Source organism: Kribbella sp. VKM Ac-2566, from assembly GCF_004366005.1.
In the GTDB taxonomy this organism is placed as follows: Bacteria; Actinomycetota; Actinomycetes; order Propionibacteriales; family Kribbellaceae; genus Kribbella; species Kribbella pratensis.
On sequence record NZ_SODT01000002.1, the window covers coordinates 20,271 to 37,105 of the forward strand.

The 16,835-nt window shown below is 66.1% G+C and carries 17 protein-coding genes and 1 pseudogene; 11 read left to right on the plus strand and 7 right to left on the minus strand.

Features of this window, described 5'->3' with window-relative positions; all coding sequences use genetic code 11:
- Positions 1–306 precede the first annotated feature (306 nt).
- On the minus strand, positions 307–561 hold the full coding sequence (locus EV647_RS42435) for a hypothetical protein (RefSeq protein WP_238176966.1): 255 nt from the start codon (positions 559–561) through the stop codon (positions 307–309).
- Positions 562–593: 32 nt separating this feature from the next.
- Positions 594–749: a hypothetical protein gene (locus EV647_RS42440; RefSeq protein WP_202876007.1), complete on the minus strand. Its 156-nt coding sequence runs from the start codon at positions 747–749 to the stop codon at positions 594–596.
- Positions 750–2,159: 1,410 nt separating this feature from the next.
- On the opposite strand from EV647_RS42440, the gene EV647_RS01650 reads away from it, so the two are divergent.
- The 4 genes from EV647_RS01650 (at position 2,160) to EV647_RS01665 (ending at position 5,037) form a co-directional block, all read left to right on the plus strand.
- On the plus strand, positions 2,160–2,813 hold the full coding sequence (locus EV647_RS01650; protein WP_166680180.1) for a LysE family translocator: 654 nt from the start codon (positions 2,160–2,162) through the stop codon (positions 2,811–2,813).
- A 243-nt stretch (positions 2,814–3,056) separates the two neighbouring features.
- Positions 3,057–3,431 (plus strand): hypothetical protein, encoded by a 375-nt coding sequence (locus EV647_RS01655; protein ID WP_133997295.1) that lies wholly within the window; start codon positions 3,057–3,059, stop codon positions 3,429–3,431.
- Between the two features lie 324 nt (positions 3,432–3,755).
- Positions 3,756–4,073, plus strand: coding sequence for a DUF4326 domain-containing protein (locus tag EV647_RS43580; RefSeq protein WP_133997298.1), 318 nt, complete (start codon positions 3,756–3,758; stop codon positions 4,071–4,073).
- A gap of 415 nt (positions 4,074–4,488) precedes the next feature.
- Positions 4,489–5,037: a TIGR03086 family metal-binding protein gene (locus tag EV647_RS01665; RefSeq protein ID WP_133997302.1), complete on the plus strand. Its 549-nt coding sequence runs from the start codon at positions 4,489–4,491 to the stop codon at positions 5,035–5,037.
- Between the two features lie 201 nt (positions 5,038–5,238).
- On the opposite strand, the pseudogene EV647_RS42750 reads toward EV647_RS01665, so the two are convergent.
- Positions 5,239–5,630: pseudogene (locus EV647_RS42750) on the minus strand (transposase); the annotation flags it as partial.
- A 164-nt stretch (positions 5,631–5,794) separates the two neighbouring features.
- On the opposite strand from EV647_RS42750, the gene EV647_RS01670 reads away from it, so the two are divergent.
- The 5 genes from EV647_RS01670 to EV647_RS01685 all read left to right on the plus strand — a co-directional run bounded on the left by EV647_RS01670 (position 5,795) and on the right by EV647_RS01685 (position 11,443).
- A complete protein-coding gene (locus tag EV647_RS01670; RefSeq protein ID WP_166680181.1) occupies positions 5,795–6,439 on the plus strand; it encodes a maleylpyruvate isomerase N-terminal domain-containing protein in 645 nt (214 codons plus the stop codon).
- A gap of 689 nt (positions 6,440–7,128) precedes the next feature.
- On the plus strand, positions 7,129–8,274 hold the full coding sequence (locus tag EV647_RS01675; RefSeq protein ID WP_255517891.1) for a site-specific integrase: 1,146 nt from the start codon (positions 7,129–7,131) through the stop codon (positions 8,272–8,274).
- A 73-nt stretch (positions 8,275–8,347) separates the two neighbouring features.
- A complete protein-coding gene (locus EV647_RS41825; protein WP_166680183.1) occupies positions 8,348–8,494 on the plus strand; it encodes a hypothetical protein in 147 nt (48 codons plus the stop codon).
- A gap of 70 nt (positions 8,495–8,564) precedes the next feature.
- Positions 8,565–10,235 carry an ATP-grasp domain-containing protein gene (locus EV647_RS01680; RefSeq protein ID WP_202876008.1) on the plus strand — a complete coding sequence of 557 codons (1,671 nt, stop codon included), beginning with the start codon at positions 8,565–8,567 and terminating at the stop codon, positions 10,233–10,235.
- The gene (locus EV647_RS01685; RefSeq protein WP_133997310.1) at positions 10,232–11,443 is read left to right on the plus strand and encodes an MFS transporter; all 1,212 of its coding nucleotides are present in this window, start codon (positions 10,232–10,234) and stop codon (positions 11,441–11,443) included. Before EV647_RS01680 ends, EV647_RS01685 begins: the two co-directional genes overlap by 4 nt.
- 13 nt (positions 11,444–11,456) lie before the next feature.
- Here the strand turns inward: EV647_RS01685 and EV647_RS01690 are convergent, their stop codons facing one another.
- Complete coding sequence (locus EV647_RS01690) at positions 11,457–12,341, minus strand: aminoglycoside phosphotransferase family protein (RefSeq protein WP_133997313.1); 885 nt, start codon at positions 12,339–12,341, stop codon at positions 11,457–11,459.
- 155 nt (positions 12,342–12,496) lie between these two features.
- Between EV647_RS01690 and EV647_RS01695 the strand changes: the two genes are divergently transcribed.
- Positions 12,497–13,645 carry an MFS transporter gene (locus EV647_RS01695; protein WP_166680184.1) on the plus strand — a complete coding sequence of 383 codons (1,149 nt, stop codon included), beginning with the start codon at positions 12,497–12,499 and terminating at the stop codon, positions 13,643–13,645.
- A gap of 24 nt (positions 13,646–13,669) precedes the next feature.
- On the opposite strand, the gene EV647_RS01700 is transcribed toward EV647_RS01695, so the two are convergent.
- Together EV647_RS01700 and EV647_RS01705 are read right to left on the minus strand one after the other, a co-directional pair.
- Positions 13,670–14,560 carry a hypothetical protein gene (locus tag EV647_RS01700; RefSeq protein WP_133997319.1) on the minus strand — a complete coding sequence of 297 codons (891 nt, stop codon included), beginning with the start codon at positions 14,558–14,560 and terminating at the stop codon, positions 13,670–13,672.
- Entirely contained in the window at positions 14,557–15,051 is a 495-nt protein-coding gene (locus EV647_RS01705) for a SigE family RNA polymerase sigma factor (RefSeq protein WP_133997322.1), read from the minus strand. The genes EV647_RS01700 and EV647_RS01705 overlap by 4 nt, the downstream gene beginning before the upstream one ends.
- Positions 15,052–15,149: 98 nt before the next feature.
- Here EV647_RS01705 and EV647_RS01710 point away from each other — a divergent pair, with 98 nt between their 5' ends.
- The gene (locus EV647_RS01710; RefSeq protein ID WP_133997325.1) at positions 15,150–15,938 is read left to right on the plus strand and encodes an alpha/beta fold hydrolase; all 789 of its coding nucleotides are present in this window, start codon (positions 15,150–15,152) and stop codon (positions 15,936–15,938) included.
- Here the strand turns inward: EV647_RS01710 and EV647_RS01715 are convergent.
- Positions 15,935–16,705, minus strand: a complete 771-nt coding sequence (locus EV647_RS01715; protein WP_133997328.1) for an SDR family NAD(P)-dependent oxidoreductase — start codon at positions 16,703–16,705, stop codon at positions 15,935–15,937. The two genes, EV647_RS01710 and EV647_RS01715, sit on opposite strands and share 4 nt — an antisense overlap.
- Positions 16,706–16,835: the final 130 nt, after the last annotated feature.

A 16,835-nucleotide genomic window follows, 5' to 3' on the forward strand; every position in this document is an offset into this window, starting at 1 on the left:
AAGGCCACACCTGCACCCCGCTCTTGCCACGAATTGGACCTCGTCGACCCCACGACGAAATCCATCGCCGGCGGCGGCCTCGGTGATCAGGGGCGCGGGGTTGCTGGAATTGCTTGCGCAGCCAGGCGGCTGTCTGGACATGGACCGGGTCGGTAATGGTGTTTCCTCTGGCCCAGACGTGCGGGTGTTCGGCCACGACCCGCCCCTCGCAGCGGACCCGGACGCGCTCAAGGTCGCCGGCCAGGTCGACCATCCGCCTCCACTCCACCCTCGGCTGAGCTTGTCGGCTCGCGCGGTACTCGATCCCTAAGGCCGGACAGCGAGGAGGTTCAGCACGATGCAGGAGAACACGACGACATCGTCCTGGTTGAGCAACTCGGTGCGGGTGCGGACCAGGCCGCGGTCGGGCTTCGACTGACTCAGTCGCGCCTCGAGTACTTCAGTGCGCAGCCGGAGTACATCTCCCGGACGTACCGGGGCGAGCCACCGGAGTTCGTCGACACCCGGGCCGCCGAGGCTCGCGACCTCGGACAGGATCTGGTCTGCGTACAGCCGCATCATCAGACTGGCCGTGTGCCAGCCTGATGATGCGGCTAGCCCTTGTACGGCCCGTTCGCCGCGGCCTCGGGATCGACATGGAAGTACTGCGGATCGAACTGCTTGGCGAACTCGATGACGGCTGTCTGGCCGACAATGATGGTGGCCGGATGATCGGTGCGACCGCCCGGCACATAGTCCTCGAAATACATGCGTCCTATTTGACTACACCAGCAACGAAGTGTCGCGGCGCGAGCAGGAACCGATTACTGCCGGGATGCCAACGACCAGCAGGACAGCCATGATGTGCTTCCAGAAGACGTTGATCTGCGCGGAGTGCCGCAGACCAGTCCTTCGCAGCAGGTGTAGATGAGGTCGCCGAGCTCGTGCTGGAAGGCGCGGACCTTGAAGGCCTCGATGGTGATCGACGCCGCTTTCCGTCATGCCGGAGTCGCCGCCGGAGACGGTGAAACTGTCCGGATTCAGATTCGGCGGGTGTACAAGAGTTCGGTGCCGCAGGCGCCTTATCCCAGCCATGTGTTAACAGCCAGCATCGCCCGGTTTGCCTCGTCGTTGCTTGTATACGCAGTTGTACGCCTGCGGCGGCCGCTTGGCGCAGCGCAGCGCATTTCGCGATCCGGGCCAGTCCCTGGCCACGATGCTCCCAAAGCGTACCCATGCCGCCTGACCAGACACGGTTCGATCCGTAGTCTGCCTCGGTCAGCGTGTAAGCCGCGGCTCTCCCGTCGACAGGCACGACCGTACTCACATCCAGGTCGCTCTCGGGCGCCTGCCATATCTCTGCTAGCCACTCGTCGTATGGCATCGCGTCGACGGCAATATCGTTGGGTTCGTCTGCTGTCGCGGCAGCACACACGTGATATACGGCGGCCGGCCCAACTTCAGCCCAGGAGGTGACCGCCGTTCCGACCGGGATCGGTGGGGAGTCCGGAAGGGCCTTGATGTCGGATAGATCCAGCTGCGAGAAGCGCAAATCGCGGGTGTTGGTCAATCCTCGTCCAGTCGGAGATGGACGAAGGCTTCCTCCGGCTGGTCGTACAAGACTCCGAAGCCGCACAACTCGCACCAGACTCGATGCTGGCAGCAACAGATTCCACTAGCAGTTCAGGGACCAGGGTAAGAGGATAAGTCACCGCATGATGGTGTCAGGTCTGAGGGATTACGGCAGTGGAGTCGATGGTGAGGGTTCCGCCCACGACATCGATTGCGGCGGTGAGGTCATTAGGATCGCGCTGAGCTTCCAGTGTCCGAGAGGTCGTTGGCTTGGCGGTGCCACCGGTCCGGACCTAGTCGAGCCCCCCGGTCTCGGTGTACGGCATCTCCACGGGAGATGGGTCGTTCGACGTTCAGAAGAGCGCCCACGCGGTCAACCGGTCGGCAACGCGATCGATGAAGGCGTCGTGCGCAGTGAATCGGGCGCCGACGACAGAGGACGTGCCAGAACCCCACAGAGCACTGCCGGCACCGCGGTGGCGTTCGTGACGTGTGTCTCCGGATCGATTCGGTGCCAGTTGCACCGGCGGTGAGGCACAACCGCCGGCTGACTCCACCTCGACGGACGCCGGTTGTGACCTCTCATTGTCCGTGGCAATAATGTGAGTGTGCCGTCGGAATCGATCTGGATCGTGTTCATCGCCACGTCGATTGGGTTCGCGTTGTTGCCCGGCCCCAACGTTGTGTTCCTGTTCGCGCGATCGGTCAGGTTCGGCCCATGGTCCGCATGGCGATCGGCACTGGGGGTCGAGGCTGCGACTACAACCTTCGCTTTGTTCACAGCCGCTGGGCTCTCCCAGGTGATCGCGGCCAGCACCACATTGTTCGGACTCCTGAAGTGGGGTGGTGTCTGCTACCTATGCTGGCTAGGCATCCGAGCGCTCACTCGCCGAGACCCAGAGATCCCGGAGCCGGTCGGTGACCAGCGCCAGGTTCGCAGTCGCCGCCATCGGAGTCGCGAGTTTGCCCAGGGGTTCGTCTTGGGCATCTCCAATCCCAAGGTTGCGGTGTTCTTCGTCGCCTTCCTGCCGCAATTCGTCACCGCGGGCGCGCCGGCGGCCCCACAGTTGGTGGCGCTCGGCCTCGTATTCGCTGCCTGCGGCCTATTGTGTGACGCACTCTGGTGTACGGCATCGGGCCTCCTCGCGGGCCGAGTCCGCGGAAGTCACAACCTCCAAGGCTATGTGCGACGCACCTCTGGCGTCGTCTACCTTGGTCTCGCAGGTTGGGCTGCCGTCTCGGGCAGCCATCACAAGCCCTAACCTTCGGTTGCTGCGGCTCGTTTGCCGAGGTTCGGCCGGTAAGCGCATCGCCAGAGAGTTCGTCGGACAGATGGCATCGCGCGGAAACTTCCACGGCTTCGGCCCGCGCACCTCATCCAACCGAAGGTTCCTCGGGGGTCCACTGCCCTGAGCGCACTAGTACACCGACTCCGATCTTGACCTGCTGAAGGTATCTTCAGCCAGACGCTAGTGGCAGATACGGACGGACTCAGCAGCCCTCAGATGCAACTGCAGGCAAGGTCGACGCCCGTTTCGACCGACAGCGATTCGGTTTGGCAGCTGGGCGGTAATGCCATGCTGGGACTCGGTCTCATGTCCGTGGTCTGTGGCAAGGGTGATGAGCATGACCGCGCCCTCGGCTTGGGTAGGGCGCGTGACCCGGCTTCGAGCCGATTTGCCACGTCGATTCAGATGATCGACCGGCAGAGAGACCCTTGGTGGCGTGTAAAACACGCCACGTCGATGATTGGCGATGTGCTCGCCTGGTTGCCGTTCATCTTCGCCTACGCCAACGCGAACGGACGTGATGCCCCAGATGGTGGCATCGCTTGTCGCCGACATCTGTTGCGGCGTCCCCGTATCCAGAGGTGGACCTGACCGCGGACCGCCTACCCTTCGAGCTTCCCGGCCTCGTCGACCCCATCCGCCGTTGCCAGTCCAGCCGATTCCGGCTCCGCTTCACACTCGCGGGTCGTGATGGGCGCCGCCCTGCAACGTCAGCTGCAGTGTTGGTTGCCTCGATACGTGTTCACCCATGCTGCTCTCGCGCAGGCGCGTTCTATTCAGCGGCGCGATGCCCGCCTGGCAGTTCAAGATCTGAACTTGTGTCGGCGCCGCCCCGGCTAAACGATGATTGCTGTCCGCACCTAGCCGGCGGCGGAAGGATATTTACGTCCGAAGAGCAACGAGAGGCCTAGTTCGATGAACACGTCCACCACAGTGGTCAACCTGAAGGGGCGCCGCGACGACCCGGAGTACTCCGATGTCATCTACGTCGGGCGGGCGATGTACCGAGGAGGTTGGCACTTGGAGGCCTCGCCGTTCGCCAGTCCGTACCGCCCGGGTACTGACGGCAGCCGCGAACAGGTAGTTGAGAAGTACAGAGCTTGGCTCCTTGAGCAACCTCATCTGCTGGCTCAGCTTGCTGAGTTGCGCGGGCGCCGGCTGGGTTGCTGGTGCACCCCGCTTCCTTGCCACGCACACGTACTCGCCGAACTGGCCGACCAATCTGCGGGGTAGCGAGCAGGAATCGAATTGGATAGATGGGCGATATCTCATCCGGTTCGTGATCGCTCCAGAAGTCGGCAACGCGGACGGCGGGCACTGACGGAGGGTCTGGCAACAAGGTGAGCGACACCGCGTCCTGGGCCGTACCGAGGCTCCTGGGCCGGGCCGACCTAGGTGAGTCGTGCGCAGCCATCGCCCGAGAGAGCCCGGACAGACAGGCAGGTGGTAGTGGTCGCCCAAGGCGGCGCTCAACCCATCAATTCCGAAGGCAGTGAGGGTGAATGGATTCAGGGGCAGACATTGCTCGACTGGTTCATTCTGATGAGCTCGCTGAGCCCTGGACGACCGCGTGAACTGATCGTGACGAGGCTCCGATGCAGTCGCTCGCTCAGCTGAGAGATGATCACCAACGAAGGGAAGACGAGGAATGGAACTGGACCGGGCTTTCGCGAGCACATTGGATATCCTAGGCAAAGTTCAGCATGAGCAACTGAGTGCGGCTACGCCCTGCGCTTCGTGGAACGTGTGCGCGCTGATCAATCACTTCGTCGGTACGGCACGGTGGTGGGCCGCGACCATCAGCGAAACCGGTCAGGTCACCGAGGCTGACTACGCAGCTGGAGATTTCATGGCGGCGTATGAGGAAAGCATCCGGATCGCGACCGCAGCGTTCGAAGTCGACGGCGCGTTACTGAAGTGGGTGCGGCTGCCGTTCGGCGAGTTCCCCGGCGCAGTCCTCCTCGGCTTGGCTGCCATGGAACAGTTCACCCACGGCTGGGACCTGGCCCGCGCCATCGGCCATCCCACAGACCTGGACCCCGACCTGGCCCGCGAACTGCTCGAACGCGCCCAGCTCGCGATCACCGATGGACTACGCGGAGCAGACGGCGAAGCCTTGTTCGGACCTGCCACGAGTGCTCCCTCCGACGCGGGGCCAGCCGACCAGCTCGCCGCCTTCCTCGGACGCTCCGTCTGACCGTGGCCCCCGAGTACGGCGATATCGAGGAGCCGATCCGACGAGAGCTACTCGCGGATCGCGAGGCGACGCGTCTACTCGGGGCGCAAGACCAACGACCGACCGAACAGCGCGAGTGACCAGCAACGTACTTCGTAATCCGTCTGAGAGCTGGGTCCGTGTACAGCACGGGCAGAGTCGGCCAGTCACAGCAGTGCTGCGGGGTTCTGGGAACACGCCGACGACGTCGGTGCTGCGCTTGATCTCCTTGTTTACGCGCTCGAGCGGGGTTGGGCGACCGGATCCTATTCCAGTGACTGATCGGGAAGTCGGCGAACGCGGTGGCGTCGTCGGCCGCGTGGCATGGCTTCGACCTGGACAGTTGCCGGCCGACCATGGTGGCGATACGTCGACTCGTTCGAGGACGCGCATGGGGTCTGGCTGGCGAAGATAACGCGGGCCGCGGCCGCGACCATCTCGGCGTGGCCCTTCGGCACTTGCGTGAGCACGTTGCGCAGGAAGTGCACCGGCACCGCTGCCACGCCGAACCCAGCACGACGGCCTCGATCGCGGCCTTGAGGGCCTAAGTGGGCGTCGGAGACCCGCATCCGCACCCAACGCTTTGACCAGATCGTCGACCTTGCACGTCGACGTGCCCTGCTGGTAAGCCTCCTTGTGTCGCCCCGCCGGTCCATGTTCGCCATGATGCCCGCCACCCGACTGCGTCGGCGGACGATTGTTGGTCGAGTTCCAAAGGTGCATGTGCCAGACTTACGGCGTGGATTCGGCTTCCGATCGCTGGGATGCGGTGTTCCCGATCGCTGGGAAACTTGTTCGTGATTTGATAGAACAGGCCCAGGTGTCCGATCAATGGCTACGGCAGAGCCTCTTGCCGAAGATGTCAGTCGGACAACTGGCCTGCCACCTGGGGCGGCAGCTAACACATGCCGCAGAGCTGCTCCAAGCTTCAACCGACATCCCACCACTGGAGTCGGTCGACACCCATTATTATCGGGCTGCATGGGTCACGTCGAGCTCTCCGGATGATCCGCCCAATGACCGCACCACGGACGAGGCCGAGGCTGCGCTTGGCATAGCTGCGCTCAGGACTCGAGTCAACAAGGCACTCGCCACGCTAGGGCCGCTACTCGTCAGCCGTTCCGCTGCAGACGTGATACCAATTCCCTGGCAAGGCTGGTCCTTGGCCCGGGATGACTTCTTGCTTACGCGCATGCTGGAGATCGTGGTTCATGCTGACGACCTTGCGCTGAGTGTTGGAGTCCCGACGCCGGTGTTCCCGGAGGAGGTCTTCGCGCCCGTGCGCGACCTGCTGGTGCGCTTAGCCGCGCGCCGCCACGGCCAGTCAGCGGTGATAAGCACACTTGCTCGTGCGGAACGCTCGCAAGTCATCTCGGCCTTCTAGCGCTGCGGTGGCATCTACTCGGCTGGGTCCGCCTGCGGCGGTCGCACAGGATTGCAGCGTTTTCCAGTACCTGCGCGTCTCTGGGGTGTCACGAGTCCCGGGTGAGCATGAGACGCCCGGCAGGGGCTACAGCGCAGGAGAACACGCAGGCCGCGCTTTCGGAGCTCTACCACCGGCTCGGGCTGATCCGTAGGGCCATTCGACCAGCCCGAGCAGCATGGTGTTAGCTACCGGGTCACGTCGGCCCTCGCACTGTTCTTGTCGAGCCGCCAGAAGCGCTCAACGTGTTCGCGATCACCTTCGGCGACCGCTTCCCAACCGCCGAAAAGCTACTAATCAACACCGCCGGAGACACCGTTAGCGGGATAGCCCCACCTGCACGACTGTGCGTGTAGACGCCGATCCAGTGCGGGACACAGTTGGTCCGGAAGCTGGCCGATCCCGAAAGTCCAAGTCGCTCGCGCGTTGAGGGGTAGTTGATGGAGCGGCGGGGAGGTCGTCTGGTGGCGTTTGTGAAGGATTTGTGGACTACGGCGGTTGAGCAGGCTGATGGGTCGCTCAAGCGGGAGCGGAACGAGAAGCGGTGGGGGCGGGGGAAGCGGTGGCTGGCGGTTTGGATCGGGCCGGACGGGAGGGAGAAGTCGCGGACGTTCGACACCAAGGTCAGGGCTAATCGGTTCGCGTCTGAGATGGAGACGGATGTCGCACGCGGTGAGTACATCGACCCAGAGGCCGGCACCGTGCGGTTCGAGGTTGTCGCGAAGAGTTGGCTGGGATCGCGGGTTGTCGATCCGACGACGGAGATCCGGTACGAGACAGCGTGGCGGCTGCATGTGCTTCCGGTGTTCGGGAAGCGACAGGTGAAGAGCATCAAGCCGTCCGAGGTCGCGAACTGGCTTGCCGACCTCGAGCGGCGAAAGGGACCGGCGACGGCGCGGACGGCGTTCGTTGTGCTGCACGGGACCCTCGAGCTGGCCGTGGACGACGACACGATCAAGCGAAATCCGGCCAAGGCCGGGGTGGTCACGGTACCGGTCCCGAAGAATCGCAGGGTCGTGGCCTGGAGCGATGAAACCATCGAGCGCATCGTCGAGTGCCACCCGGTTCAATACCGGGCCATTCCGACCATCGGCGCGGCCGCCGGCCTGCGTCAGGGAGAGCTCTTCGGGCTCGCCAAGGACGACATCGACTTCGATGCGATGGTCATCCATGTCCGGCGGCAGGTGAAAAAGCTCGGGAAGTACTTCGTCTTCGCACTCCCGAAGAACGACCGTGAGCGCACCGTGCCCATGTCGGATGGTGCCGCGCTGACTCTCCTGCGGCACATCGAGTCCTTCAAGCCGCTCCCATACAGCTTGCCGTGGGAGCGGCCGAACGGCGAGCCGCATGAGGTCAAGATCCTCTTCCGATGGCGCAACGACCGGCACATTCCCGCACGTAGCTACGACAAGGCAATGTGGCATCCCGCTCTGGCAGCGGCCGGTTTGATCCCACAGCCAACCAGGAACGCGCGAGGAGCACTCCAGTACGTCACCAACCGCGAGACCGGGATGCATGCCCTGCGCCATTACTATGCAAGCGTCGCGCTGGCCGACGGAGTCAACATCAAGGAGCTCGCCGAATACCTCGGTCACGGCGATCCCGGCTTCACGCTGCGCCTCTATACCCACATGCTGCCGTCGTCGCACGATCGAGCCCGCAAGGCGATCGACTCGCGACTCGGGCGGATCTTCTCGTTGGCGGCTCACGGAACAGTGACGGAACAGGCCGCCAAGGCGCACCTGGTAGACCTCGCCGCGCAACAGCTCGATACAGGTCCCGAATTAGGCCTGTGACCTGCGGAAACACCACCAGCGGTCACGACCGTCACATGGCACCACCAGCCTGTTGTAACGCCGGTGAGCGCACATGTTCCAGTTCTACGCCGAGAACCACGACGACTTCACCGGCGACCGCGACCTGGCGAAGGTCCGCGAGCTGAACCCGGACCTGCAGTCCTTCACGACCTGGCTCGAGAACCACCGCGACGAGCTCAAAGCCACGCAATCTGACTGAACTCAAGCGCAGCCGCCGCGGCCCGGGGCCTGGGCCGCGGCCCGTCGTGCGGGCGACCTCGGGTGTACCGATGTCCGAGTTGGCGGACTCACCGTGCCCGCCGGACGAGCTGCTCGGCGCCGCGGCGTACCGGGTGGCGGAGCTGATCGCCGAATCATCGGCCCCGGCAGTCGCTCTGGCACAGCTTCAGCAGCTGGTCGCGGACCGGACGGCTGATGCGCCCGGCGAAGATCCCGTGATCCGCGAGCTGGTGATGCAGCTGATGCCGGGCCGGGCCGGCAACCTGGCCGCGTTGCCTTCGCACCTCGGGATCTCGGAGCTGACCCAGCGCCACCCGCGGAAGCATGCCCACCTGAGGACCCACGGGTCTCGGGATAGGGAGGATTTCCGATGCCCGCGCCCACCTCAGACCAGCAGATTCGGTGGTCAGCAAGTCGTGAGAGAGGAAGCCACGGTGTCCGACCACGTCGTCTCCACCAGCCAACAGTCCTCGGCGGTCACCGCCGCACGGCCTCGCATCCTGGTCATCGGCGGCAAGCTCGACCATGTGCGCAAGGCCCGCGAGCTTGGCCTGGACGTGGTGCACGTCCAGTTCCCCGACGAGTACGACCGCGGTCACTGGCCGTACGTCGACCAGGCGCTGCTGCTCGACTACGGCGACGTCGACCGGCTGCTGCCGCTGGTCCGCGCCCTGCACGAGGCGTACCCGTTCCAGGCGGCGGTGTCGCTGTACGAGCTCGGGCTGTTGCCGGCGGCACGAGTCAACGAGGCGCTCGGCCTCGGCGGCGAGTCCGTAGCCACTGTGGAATTGCTGCTGGACAAGTGGCGGATGCGCCAGCAGTTGGCCGCCAAAGCCGTGAGCCCGGTAGCCGCTGCGGTCGGCCGCTCCGCGCGGGACATCCAGGAGTTCGTCGAGGCGCACGGACTGCCGGTCATCGTGAAGCCGATCCGCGAATCGGGCAGCCTGGGAGTCTTCCGCATCCGCGACCAGGACGAGGTGGACTCCGTCACCGAGCGGTTCCGGGCCCTCGACGACGGACATTGGACCGCGAAGGACCTGTCCTTCGCCGACTCGTTCAGCGAGTTCCTCATCGAGGAGTACCTGGACGGCGCGGAGATCAGCGTGGAGACCCTGAGCTTCGACGGCCGGCATGTTGTCGTCGCGCTGACCGACAAGGAGACCGGCCCGGGGTTCGTCGAGCTCGGACACTCGCAGCCCAGCGACTGCTCGCCCGAGACCTTGGACGAGGTCAGGCGGTTGGTGACGGACTTCCTCGACGCGGTGGGGCTGCGCAACGGTGCAGCGCACACCGAGGTCAAGCTGACCTCGCGTGGCCCGCGGATCGTCGAGTCGCACAACCGCATCGGCGGCGACAGGATCAACGACCTGACCGAGATCGCCTACGGCGTCGACATGGAGCGGTACGCGCTCGGCGCCGGGTTCGACGTCGTGGAGCCGCTGACCGCGGCACCCCGACCTCGCGGCGGAGCAGCCATCCGATTCCTCACTCCGGAGCCGGGACGGATCGTGGAGGTGACCGGACTCGACGCCGTCCGAGCCGACCCGGCGTACGTCGACCTTCAGCTGAAGGTGGGACCTGGCGACGACGTACCGCCCCTGACCTGGAACGAGGACAAGGTCGGTCACATCCTCGCTCGCGGCGCCACTCGCACCGAAGCGGTCGCCCACGCCAGGCGGCTGGCCGCGGCGATCGACATACGCACAGAGCCGCTTGCATGAACACGGATCAGCGGGGCGTCGACGAGTCCCGGTTCCGCGACGCGCTGCGAGGCCTGCCTGCGCGGGTCTGGATCATCAGTCTCGGCATCCTGGTCAACCGGGTCGGCAACTTCCTGCCCGTGTTCATCGTGCTCTACCTGACCGAGCGCGGCTATTCCGCCGGTGCCGCGGGACTCGTGCTGGGCGTGGCCGGTCTGGGCAACGTTCTCGGCAGCGCGTTCGGTGGTTACCTCGCCGACCGGATCGGCCGGCGCTGGACCATCGTGCTGTCCGCCGTGACCACCGCCGGGCTGACCGCGGTCGTGCCGTTCCTCGGCCCGTTCCCGATCATCACCGCAGTGGTCGGACTCATCGGCGTGACGTCGCAGGTCTACCGGCCTGCCGCGGCCGCGGCGCTGCTCGACTCGGTGAGGACGAGCCAGCAACGACTAGCCGCGTTCGCCGTGTTCCGGTTCGCGATGAACGTCGGCGCTGCCCTGGGCGGCGTCATCGGCGGCGTGCTGGCCAGCACCTCATATGTGGAGCTCTTCGTCGGCAATGCCGTCGCGTGTCTGCTCTTCGGGGTCGTCGTGGCAGTGTTGCTGCGGGACGCACCTCGGCAGCAGACCGATCCGGACGACGCGGACTCGCCGGCAGACACGGCGGTTGGATACCGGCGGGCGCTCGCCGACCGCCGGCTGGTGCGATTCCTGCTGATGACCGTGGTCGGGGAGTTCGTCTACATCCAGTCGACCGTCGGCCTGCCCCTGCACGTCACCGAAGTGGGCCTGAGCGCGCGCGACTTCGGTCTGCTCATCGGGTTGAACGGTCTGGTGGTGCTGGCGCTGGAGTTGCCCATCACCGGCGCGGTCTCCCGGTACCGACCGGAGTACGTCCTTGCCATCGGCAACCTGCTCATCGGTGCCGGCCTCGCGCTGACCGGCTTGATGACGGGGATGGTGCTGCTTTCGGTCACGGTGCTGATCTGGACCCTCGGCGAGATGATGTCCAGCTCGGTCGCCGCGGCGTACCTGGGAAGCCTGGCGCCGCCACGGCTCGTCGGCCGCTATCAGGGCCTGTACGGCGTCGCGTACACGGCCGGCACGGGCACCGGCCCCCTCATCGGCGGAGCGCTCTACGCGATCGGTCCCTGGACACTGTGGGCCGTGGTCGCCGCAGCCGGCCTACTGGCCGCCCAGCTCTGCCTCCCCCGCCGCGGCGCTGCTTGACCGACCAGGTCCATCACGAGTCCAAAATGCGGTCGAGGGTTCGGCGGCCCATTTTGCTCATCGTCGGGTTGGTCTCGACGTAGTACCAGACGACGCCCATCGCCTGTTCGAACGCCCAGGCCTTGCCGCGCTCCCACTCCAGATCGTCAGAGCCCAGCGCCCGTCGGAGCATTTCCCGCGGGCCTGGCTCTAGCAGGTGCCAGGCACTGACCAGATCCAGCGCGGGGTCGGCCGGGCCGAAGCCGCCGGTGTCGAGTACGCCGCTGAGCCGGTCTCCCGCGACCAGTACGTTGCCGGGAATCAAGTCACCATGGCTCATCACGTCCGGAGCCGTGCGTGGCAACTCCCGAAAATGGCTCCACACCTGGCGCAGCCGAGGTACGTCGAGCAGCCCCTTGCTCTCCTCGAAGCACTTCGCCATCCAGTCGTCGTGGTGAGCGAGAACGCCGCCACGACCTTCGCCGCTGAACAGCCGCCCCCGCGTCTCCACGTCCCGCAGGGCCGCGATGAAGGCCGCAAGGTCCTCGGCAAAAGCGTCCGACGTACTCGGGTCGGCATCGAAGGCGATCGTTCCCGGCAGCCAGGTCTGGACCGCCCACGGCATGGGGTAGTCCGCTCCGGGTTGTCCGAAGGCGACGGGTTCCGGAACGGGGAAGCGAGACACCTGCGCCAGCTCCGCGCTCGCCTCGGCTTCCTGTTGCAGAACCGCCAACGCCTCGGCAGCATCGACCAGACGCAATGGGAAACGCGCAGAGAGGTCGTTCCCGATGCGGAAGATGGCGTTGACCGTCCCGGTCGAGGGCACGGGTCGAATCGCCTCGCCCTTCCACTGAGGGAACTGTTCCTGGATCAAGGACGCAACGGTCTCGGTCGTCACGTCCACCTGGTCGTCGTGCACAGGCCCATACCTACACGACAGTCACCACAAACAGCACTCATTTTGACTCGGCAGGTAGTGGGTACTGGCGCGGGACGATGAGCGAAGCTGCGGCCCGCCCTGGGGCATCGGTACGAAACGGGCACGTTCTGCGGACCGTCGTGCCTGGTGTCGCGATGATCGCGGTCACTTTCGGGTTCGCACGCTACGGATACGGGCTCCTGTTGCCACAGATGCAGGCCGACCTGGGCATCACACCACGCGCCGCGGGGCTGACCGCTTCGGCCGGGTACGCGTCGTACCTGATCGCGAATCTGTCCGTGATCTGGATGACCGTCAGGCTGGGACCGCGATGGCCGATCGGACTCGCGGCGGCACTCGCGGCCATCGGGATGACGCTCGTCGCGGCAGCCGGCACCTCGTTGGCCGCACAGGTCGGCGTGGTCGTCGCCGGCACCGCGGCCGGTCTGGCATTCCCGCCGTACGCCGACATCGTGGATCAGCACGTGCCTGCGGCTCGGCGTGCCCTTGTGTGGTCGACGATCAGTTCAGGAACCGGTTGGGGAGTCGCGATCGGAGGACCGGTCGCGATCGGCTTCGGAGACGACTGGCGGCTCGCCTGGCTGGTGTTCGTCGTCCTGGCGGTCGGCGCGGGAGTCCTCGCGACGGTGTGCGCACCATCGCGAGGTCGAGACTCGCGCCGGCCCCAGGTGCCACAGCTGAGTTGGACCTGGTTCGTCTGCCCGAAGTCCCGCCCCTTGCTGCTCTCCTCCGTCCTCATCGGGGCGGGCAGCGCTGTGTGGTGGACCTTCAGTGTCGAGGCCCTGCACACAGCCGGGCTTGCAGCCGGAGAAGCCAAGAGTGCCTACGCGGTGTGCGGTGCCGCCAGCCTCCTCGCCTCGCTCAGCGGATCGGTCGTCGACCGCATCGGCCTGCGGAACAGCTACCTCGGCGCCTGCGCACTACTCACCGCAGCACTGGTCCTGATCGCGGTCGGAGCCCGCCAGTTCATCATCGCCCTGCTGGCCGCGGCGTTGTTCGGTGCTTTCTACAGTGCGGTGGTTGCGACCCAGGGCATCTGGAGTGCCGACGTCTTCGCCTCACGCCCCTCAGCCGGGCTCGCCGCAGTCAACACCGCACTCACCATCGGCACCATCGCCGGTCCAGCCGCGGCGGGACTCCTGATCAACCGATCCGGCTACCCCGCCACGCTGCTCGCGGCGGCCTCAGTGGTCGCGATCTCCGTCGTCTTCTGCCCGCCATCGGCACGCCGCCGCGAGATCCTGGCAGCGCACCGATGCCGAGCCACACCGATCCGCGACTGACAACCAGCAGGTGCCCTACGGCCGTCAGGTGCTGATCTTGAACTTCGGCGAGGTCGCCAGTTCGGCCAACTGGCGGGCAGTGAACACCGGTTGGGTCAGCGGCGATCGCTCCGTGCGGTCGCTCTTCTTGGCCTGTGCGAAATACACGACGGTTCCGTCGTCGTACCGGTAAGCTGCCCACTGGTCATAGCTGCCGCGTCCCTTGGCGGTCAGTACGCCGACCTTCTTGCCGCCGACGTCCACGAGGTCGCAGGTGCCGGTCCCGCCCCAGAAGCCCTTCGCCAATGTGCATGGGTCGGTCGCCGGTTTGCCGTTGGGCGTGGTCGACAGCACCAGCAACTTGCCGACCCGGTTGTCTTTCTGCACCGGGATGGAGGCCGAGTACTCCCAGTAGTCCGGCTCCCCGTCACTGGATGCGTACTGGCTCTGCGGCCATCTCATCGGACCGCCGCCCGGGTACTTCAGGTCCGGCGAAGTGAACCCCGGTGGTAGTGACGAGGTCAGGTCGTTCATGAGCTTCACGGCCCGGTCGGCGCGAGGACCCGCGCTCGCCGTGCGGTCCACCTGGCCCTCCGGCCACGGGTCGCCAGTCTTCCGGGTCTTCGGCGCAGTCGTCGGCGCCACCGTGGAGACTGGCTGCGACGCGGATGCCGACGGCGGGAATGCCGACGGTGTACCCGGCCCGCCCGCCACCATTTGGCCCACCGTCCGGTGACCGGTGTAGTTCGTGACCAGTGCGGGACCGGCCGTGACGCCAACCACCAGCGGTACGACGGCGAGCCCGGCCCATGTCGCCCTGCGCCGCTTGCGCGCCCGGCGGGCCTGCTCGAGAGCGTGCGCAGGATCCATCGACGGCGGTGGGCTGCTCCGCACGATCACGTCATGCAGTGCCTCGTTGAGATCCTCTTCGTTCATCGAACCCTCTCCTCTTCCAGCAGTCCACGCAGTGTCGCCAGCCCGCGCGCGGCCTGGCTTTTGACAGTTCCGGCCGAGCAGTCGAGCAGCTCAGCCGTCTGCTCGACGGACTGGTCCTCCCAGTAGCGCAGGACCAGTACGGCACGTTGCCTCGGCGGCACCTTCACGAGTGCCTCCAGCAAAACGAGCCGTTCGTCGGCGAAGTCGGCCGACGGCGCCGCCCGATCGGTCGCCTCGGACGCGACCGACTCGTGCCGGAACCACCCCCGGCGCCGCTCGGACAGGAAGGTACGGATGAGTGTCTGCCGGGTGTAGCTGTCCATCGCCTCGTGCCGCTGGATCCGCCGCCACACCAGGTAGATCTTCGTGAACGTCTGCTGCACCAGGTCTTCCGCACGATGCCAGTCGCCACAGAGCAGGTACGCCGTGCCGCGCATGGCATCGGAACGTGCCGCGAAATACGCCTCGAACGCCGCGTCCCGATCACTCATCCGATCTCCCATCCTCGATACCGGGTTAGACACGCCTCCGGGGCGGAAGTTGGTTGCATCCGCAGGTGGAACCTCGCACACGCGCTAGGGTCACAACCATGTTCGGTGTGCGAGGCAGGACGGCTCATCTGGCGTGGTACCGGACCGATGAGGCGCCGACCGAGGTCTTGTTCCTGCACGGGTTCTCGGACTCTGCACAGTGCTGGGAGCCGGTGATCCGCGCGATGCCCGGGATCCGCGCGCTCGCGATCGATGCGCGCGGGCACGGTGAGTCCGGGCTCCCGGACGAACCTGTTCGCTACGAGTCACATCGCGACGATGCCGCCCTCGTGCTGTCGAGCCAGCCCCAGGACGGCGGGATCGTCGTGGTCGGCCACTCGATGGGCGCGATGGCAGCCGCGCACCTTGCCGCGTCCCGGCCGGACCTGGTCCGTGCGGTCGTGCTGGAAGACCCGCCGACCGGAACCCCTGGCGACCGGTCCGACGAACCGTGGTCCGAGCCGAACTGGCTCGCGGAGGTCCGGGCACTCGACCTGCCGTCACGGATCGCGAAGGGCCAATCCAACGACCCCGACTGGCCCGACGACGAACTCGAGCCCTGGGCCGTGTCCAAGGCGCAGGTCAACCCGCACCTGTTCGATCTGACGTTCCGCGACGCCGGCCCGTTGACCGACCTGCTCGCCGAGATCACTTGCCCGGTCCTGCTGATCCACGGCGACACCGAACGCGGCTCACTGATCTCCACCGAGTACGCGGACCGCTGCGCCCAAGTAGCAGCCGGCGAGTTCCGCGCGGCACATATCGCCGGCGCCGGCCACTCGGTACGCCGCGACAAGCGTCCGCAGTACCTCGCAGAACTCACCACGTTCCTCGACCGATACCGCTAGTGGAGGGTGTAGCCGCCGTCGATCACCACTACTGAGCCGGTCATGAAACTGGACGCCGGCGAGGCCAGGAAGACGACGGTGGGCGCGATTTCTTCGGGTACGGCGTACCGCCGCATCGGGGCGTCGTCGATCCAGCGGGCCTTGAACTCTGGCTCGTCGACCGGCGCCATCTCGGTCTTCACGTAGCCCGGGGCGACGGCGTTCACGCGGATGTTCAACGGCGCCCACTCCGCGGCCAGGGACTTGGTCAGCTGATGGACCGCGGCCTTGGAGGCGTTGTACGCCGGTTGCCACTGCGGACGGTTCACGATCTGCGCGGAGATCGACCCGATGTTGACGATGGTGCCGCCGCCGACCGTCGTGAAATGCCGGGCCGCCTCCTGGCTGAGCTTCCACAGGCCGTCGACGTTCGTGGCGAAGACCGCGTCCCATTCGTCGTCGGGTACGTCGAGCGCCGGCCGGTGAACGCACGCCCCGGCGTTGTTGACCAGGATGTCGAACCGCCCGGTCGCGTCCAGTGCCGCCTGGATCGCCGCCCGGCCGGAGGCCCGGTCGTTCACGTCGAGGCCGACACCGACCACCGTCCGTCCGGTCTCGCCCGCCAGCGCTTCGGCCGCCTGCTGCGAGGCCGCGGCGTCGCGCGCTCCGATCACCACATCCGCACCGGCCTCGGCCAACCCGGTCGCGAACGCACGACCGAGCCCGCGATACCCACCCGTCACGAGAGCCGTCCGCCCGACCAGCGAGAACTTGTCGAGAACCCCCATCACACAACAACCGCTTCGATAGTCATCCCGACATTGTCACCGGTCCCCGCGGCTGACCATGGCACCCCAGCCCGAGCCCGCTTCCGGTAGTGCGTCTGTGGTCTTAGGCTGTTGCGGGTCGGGGAGACTG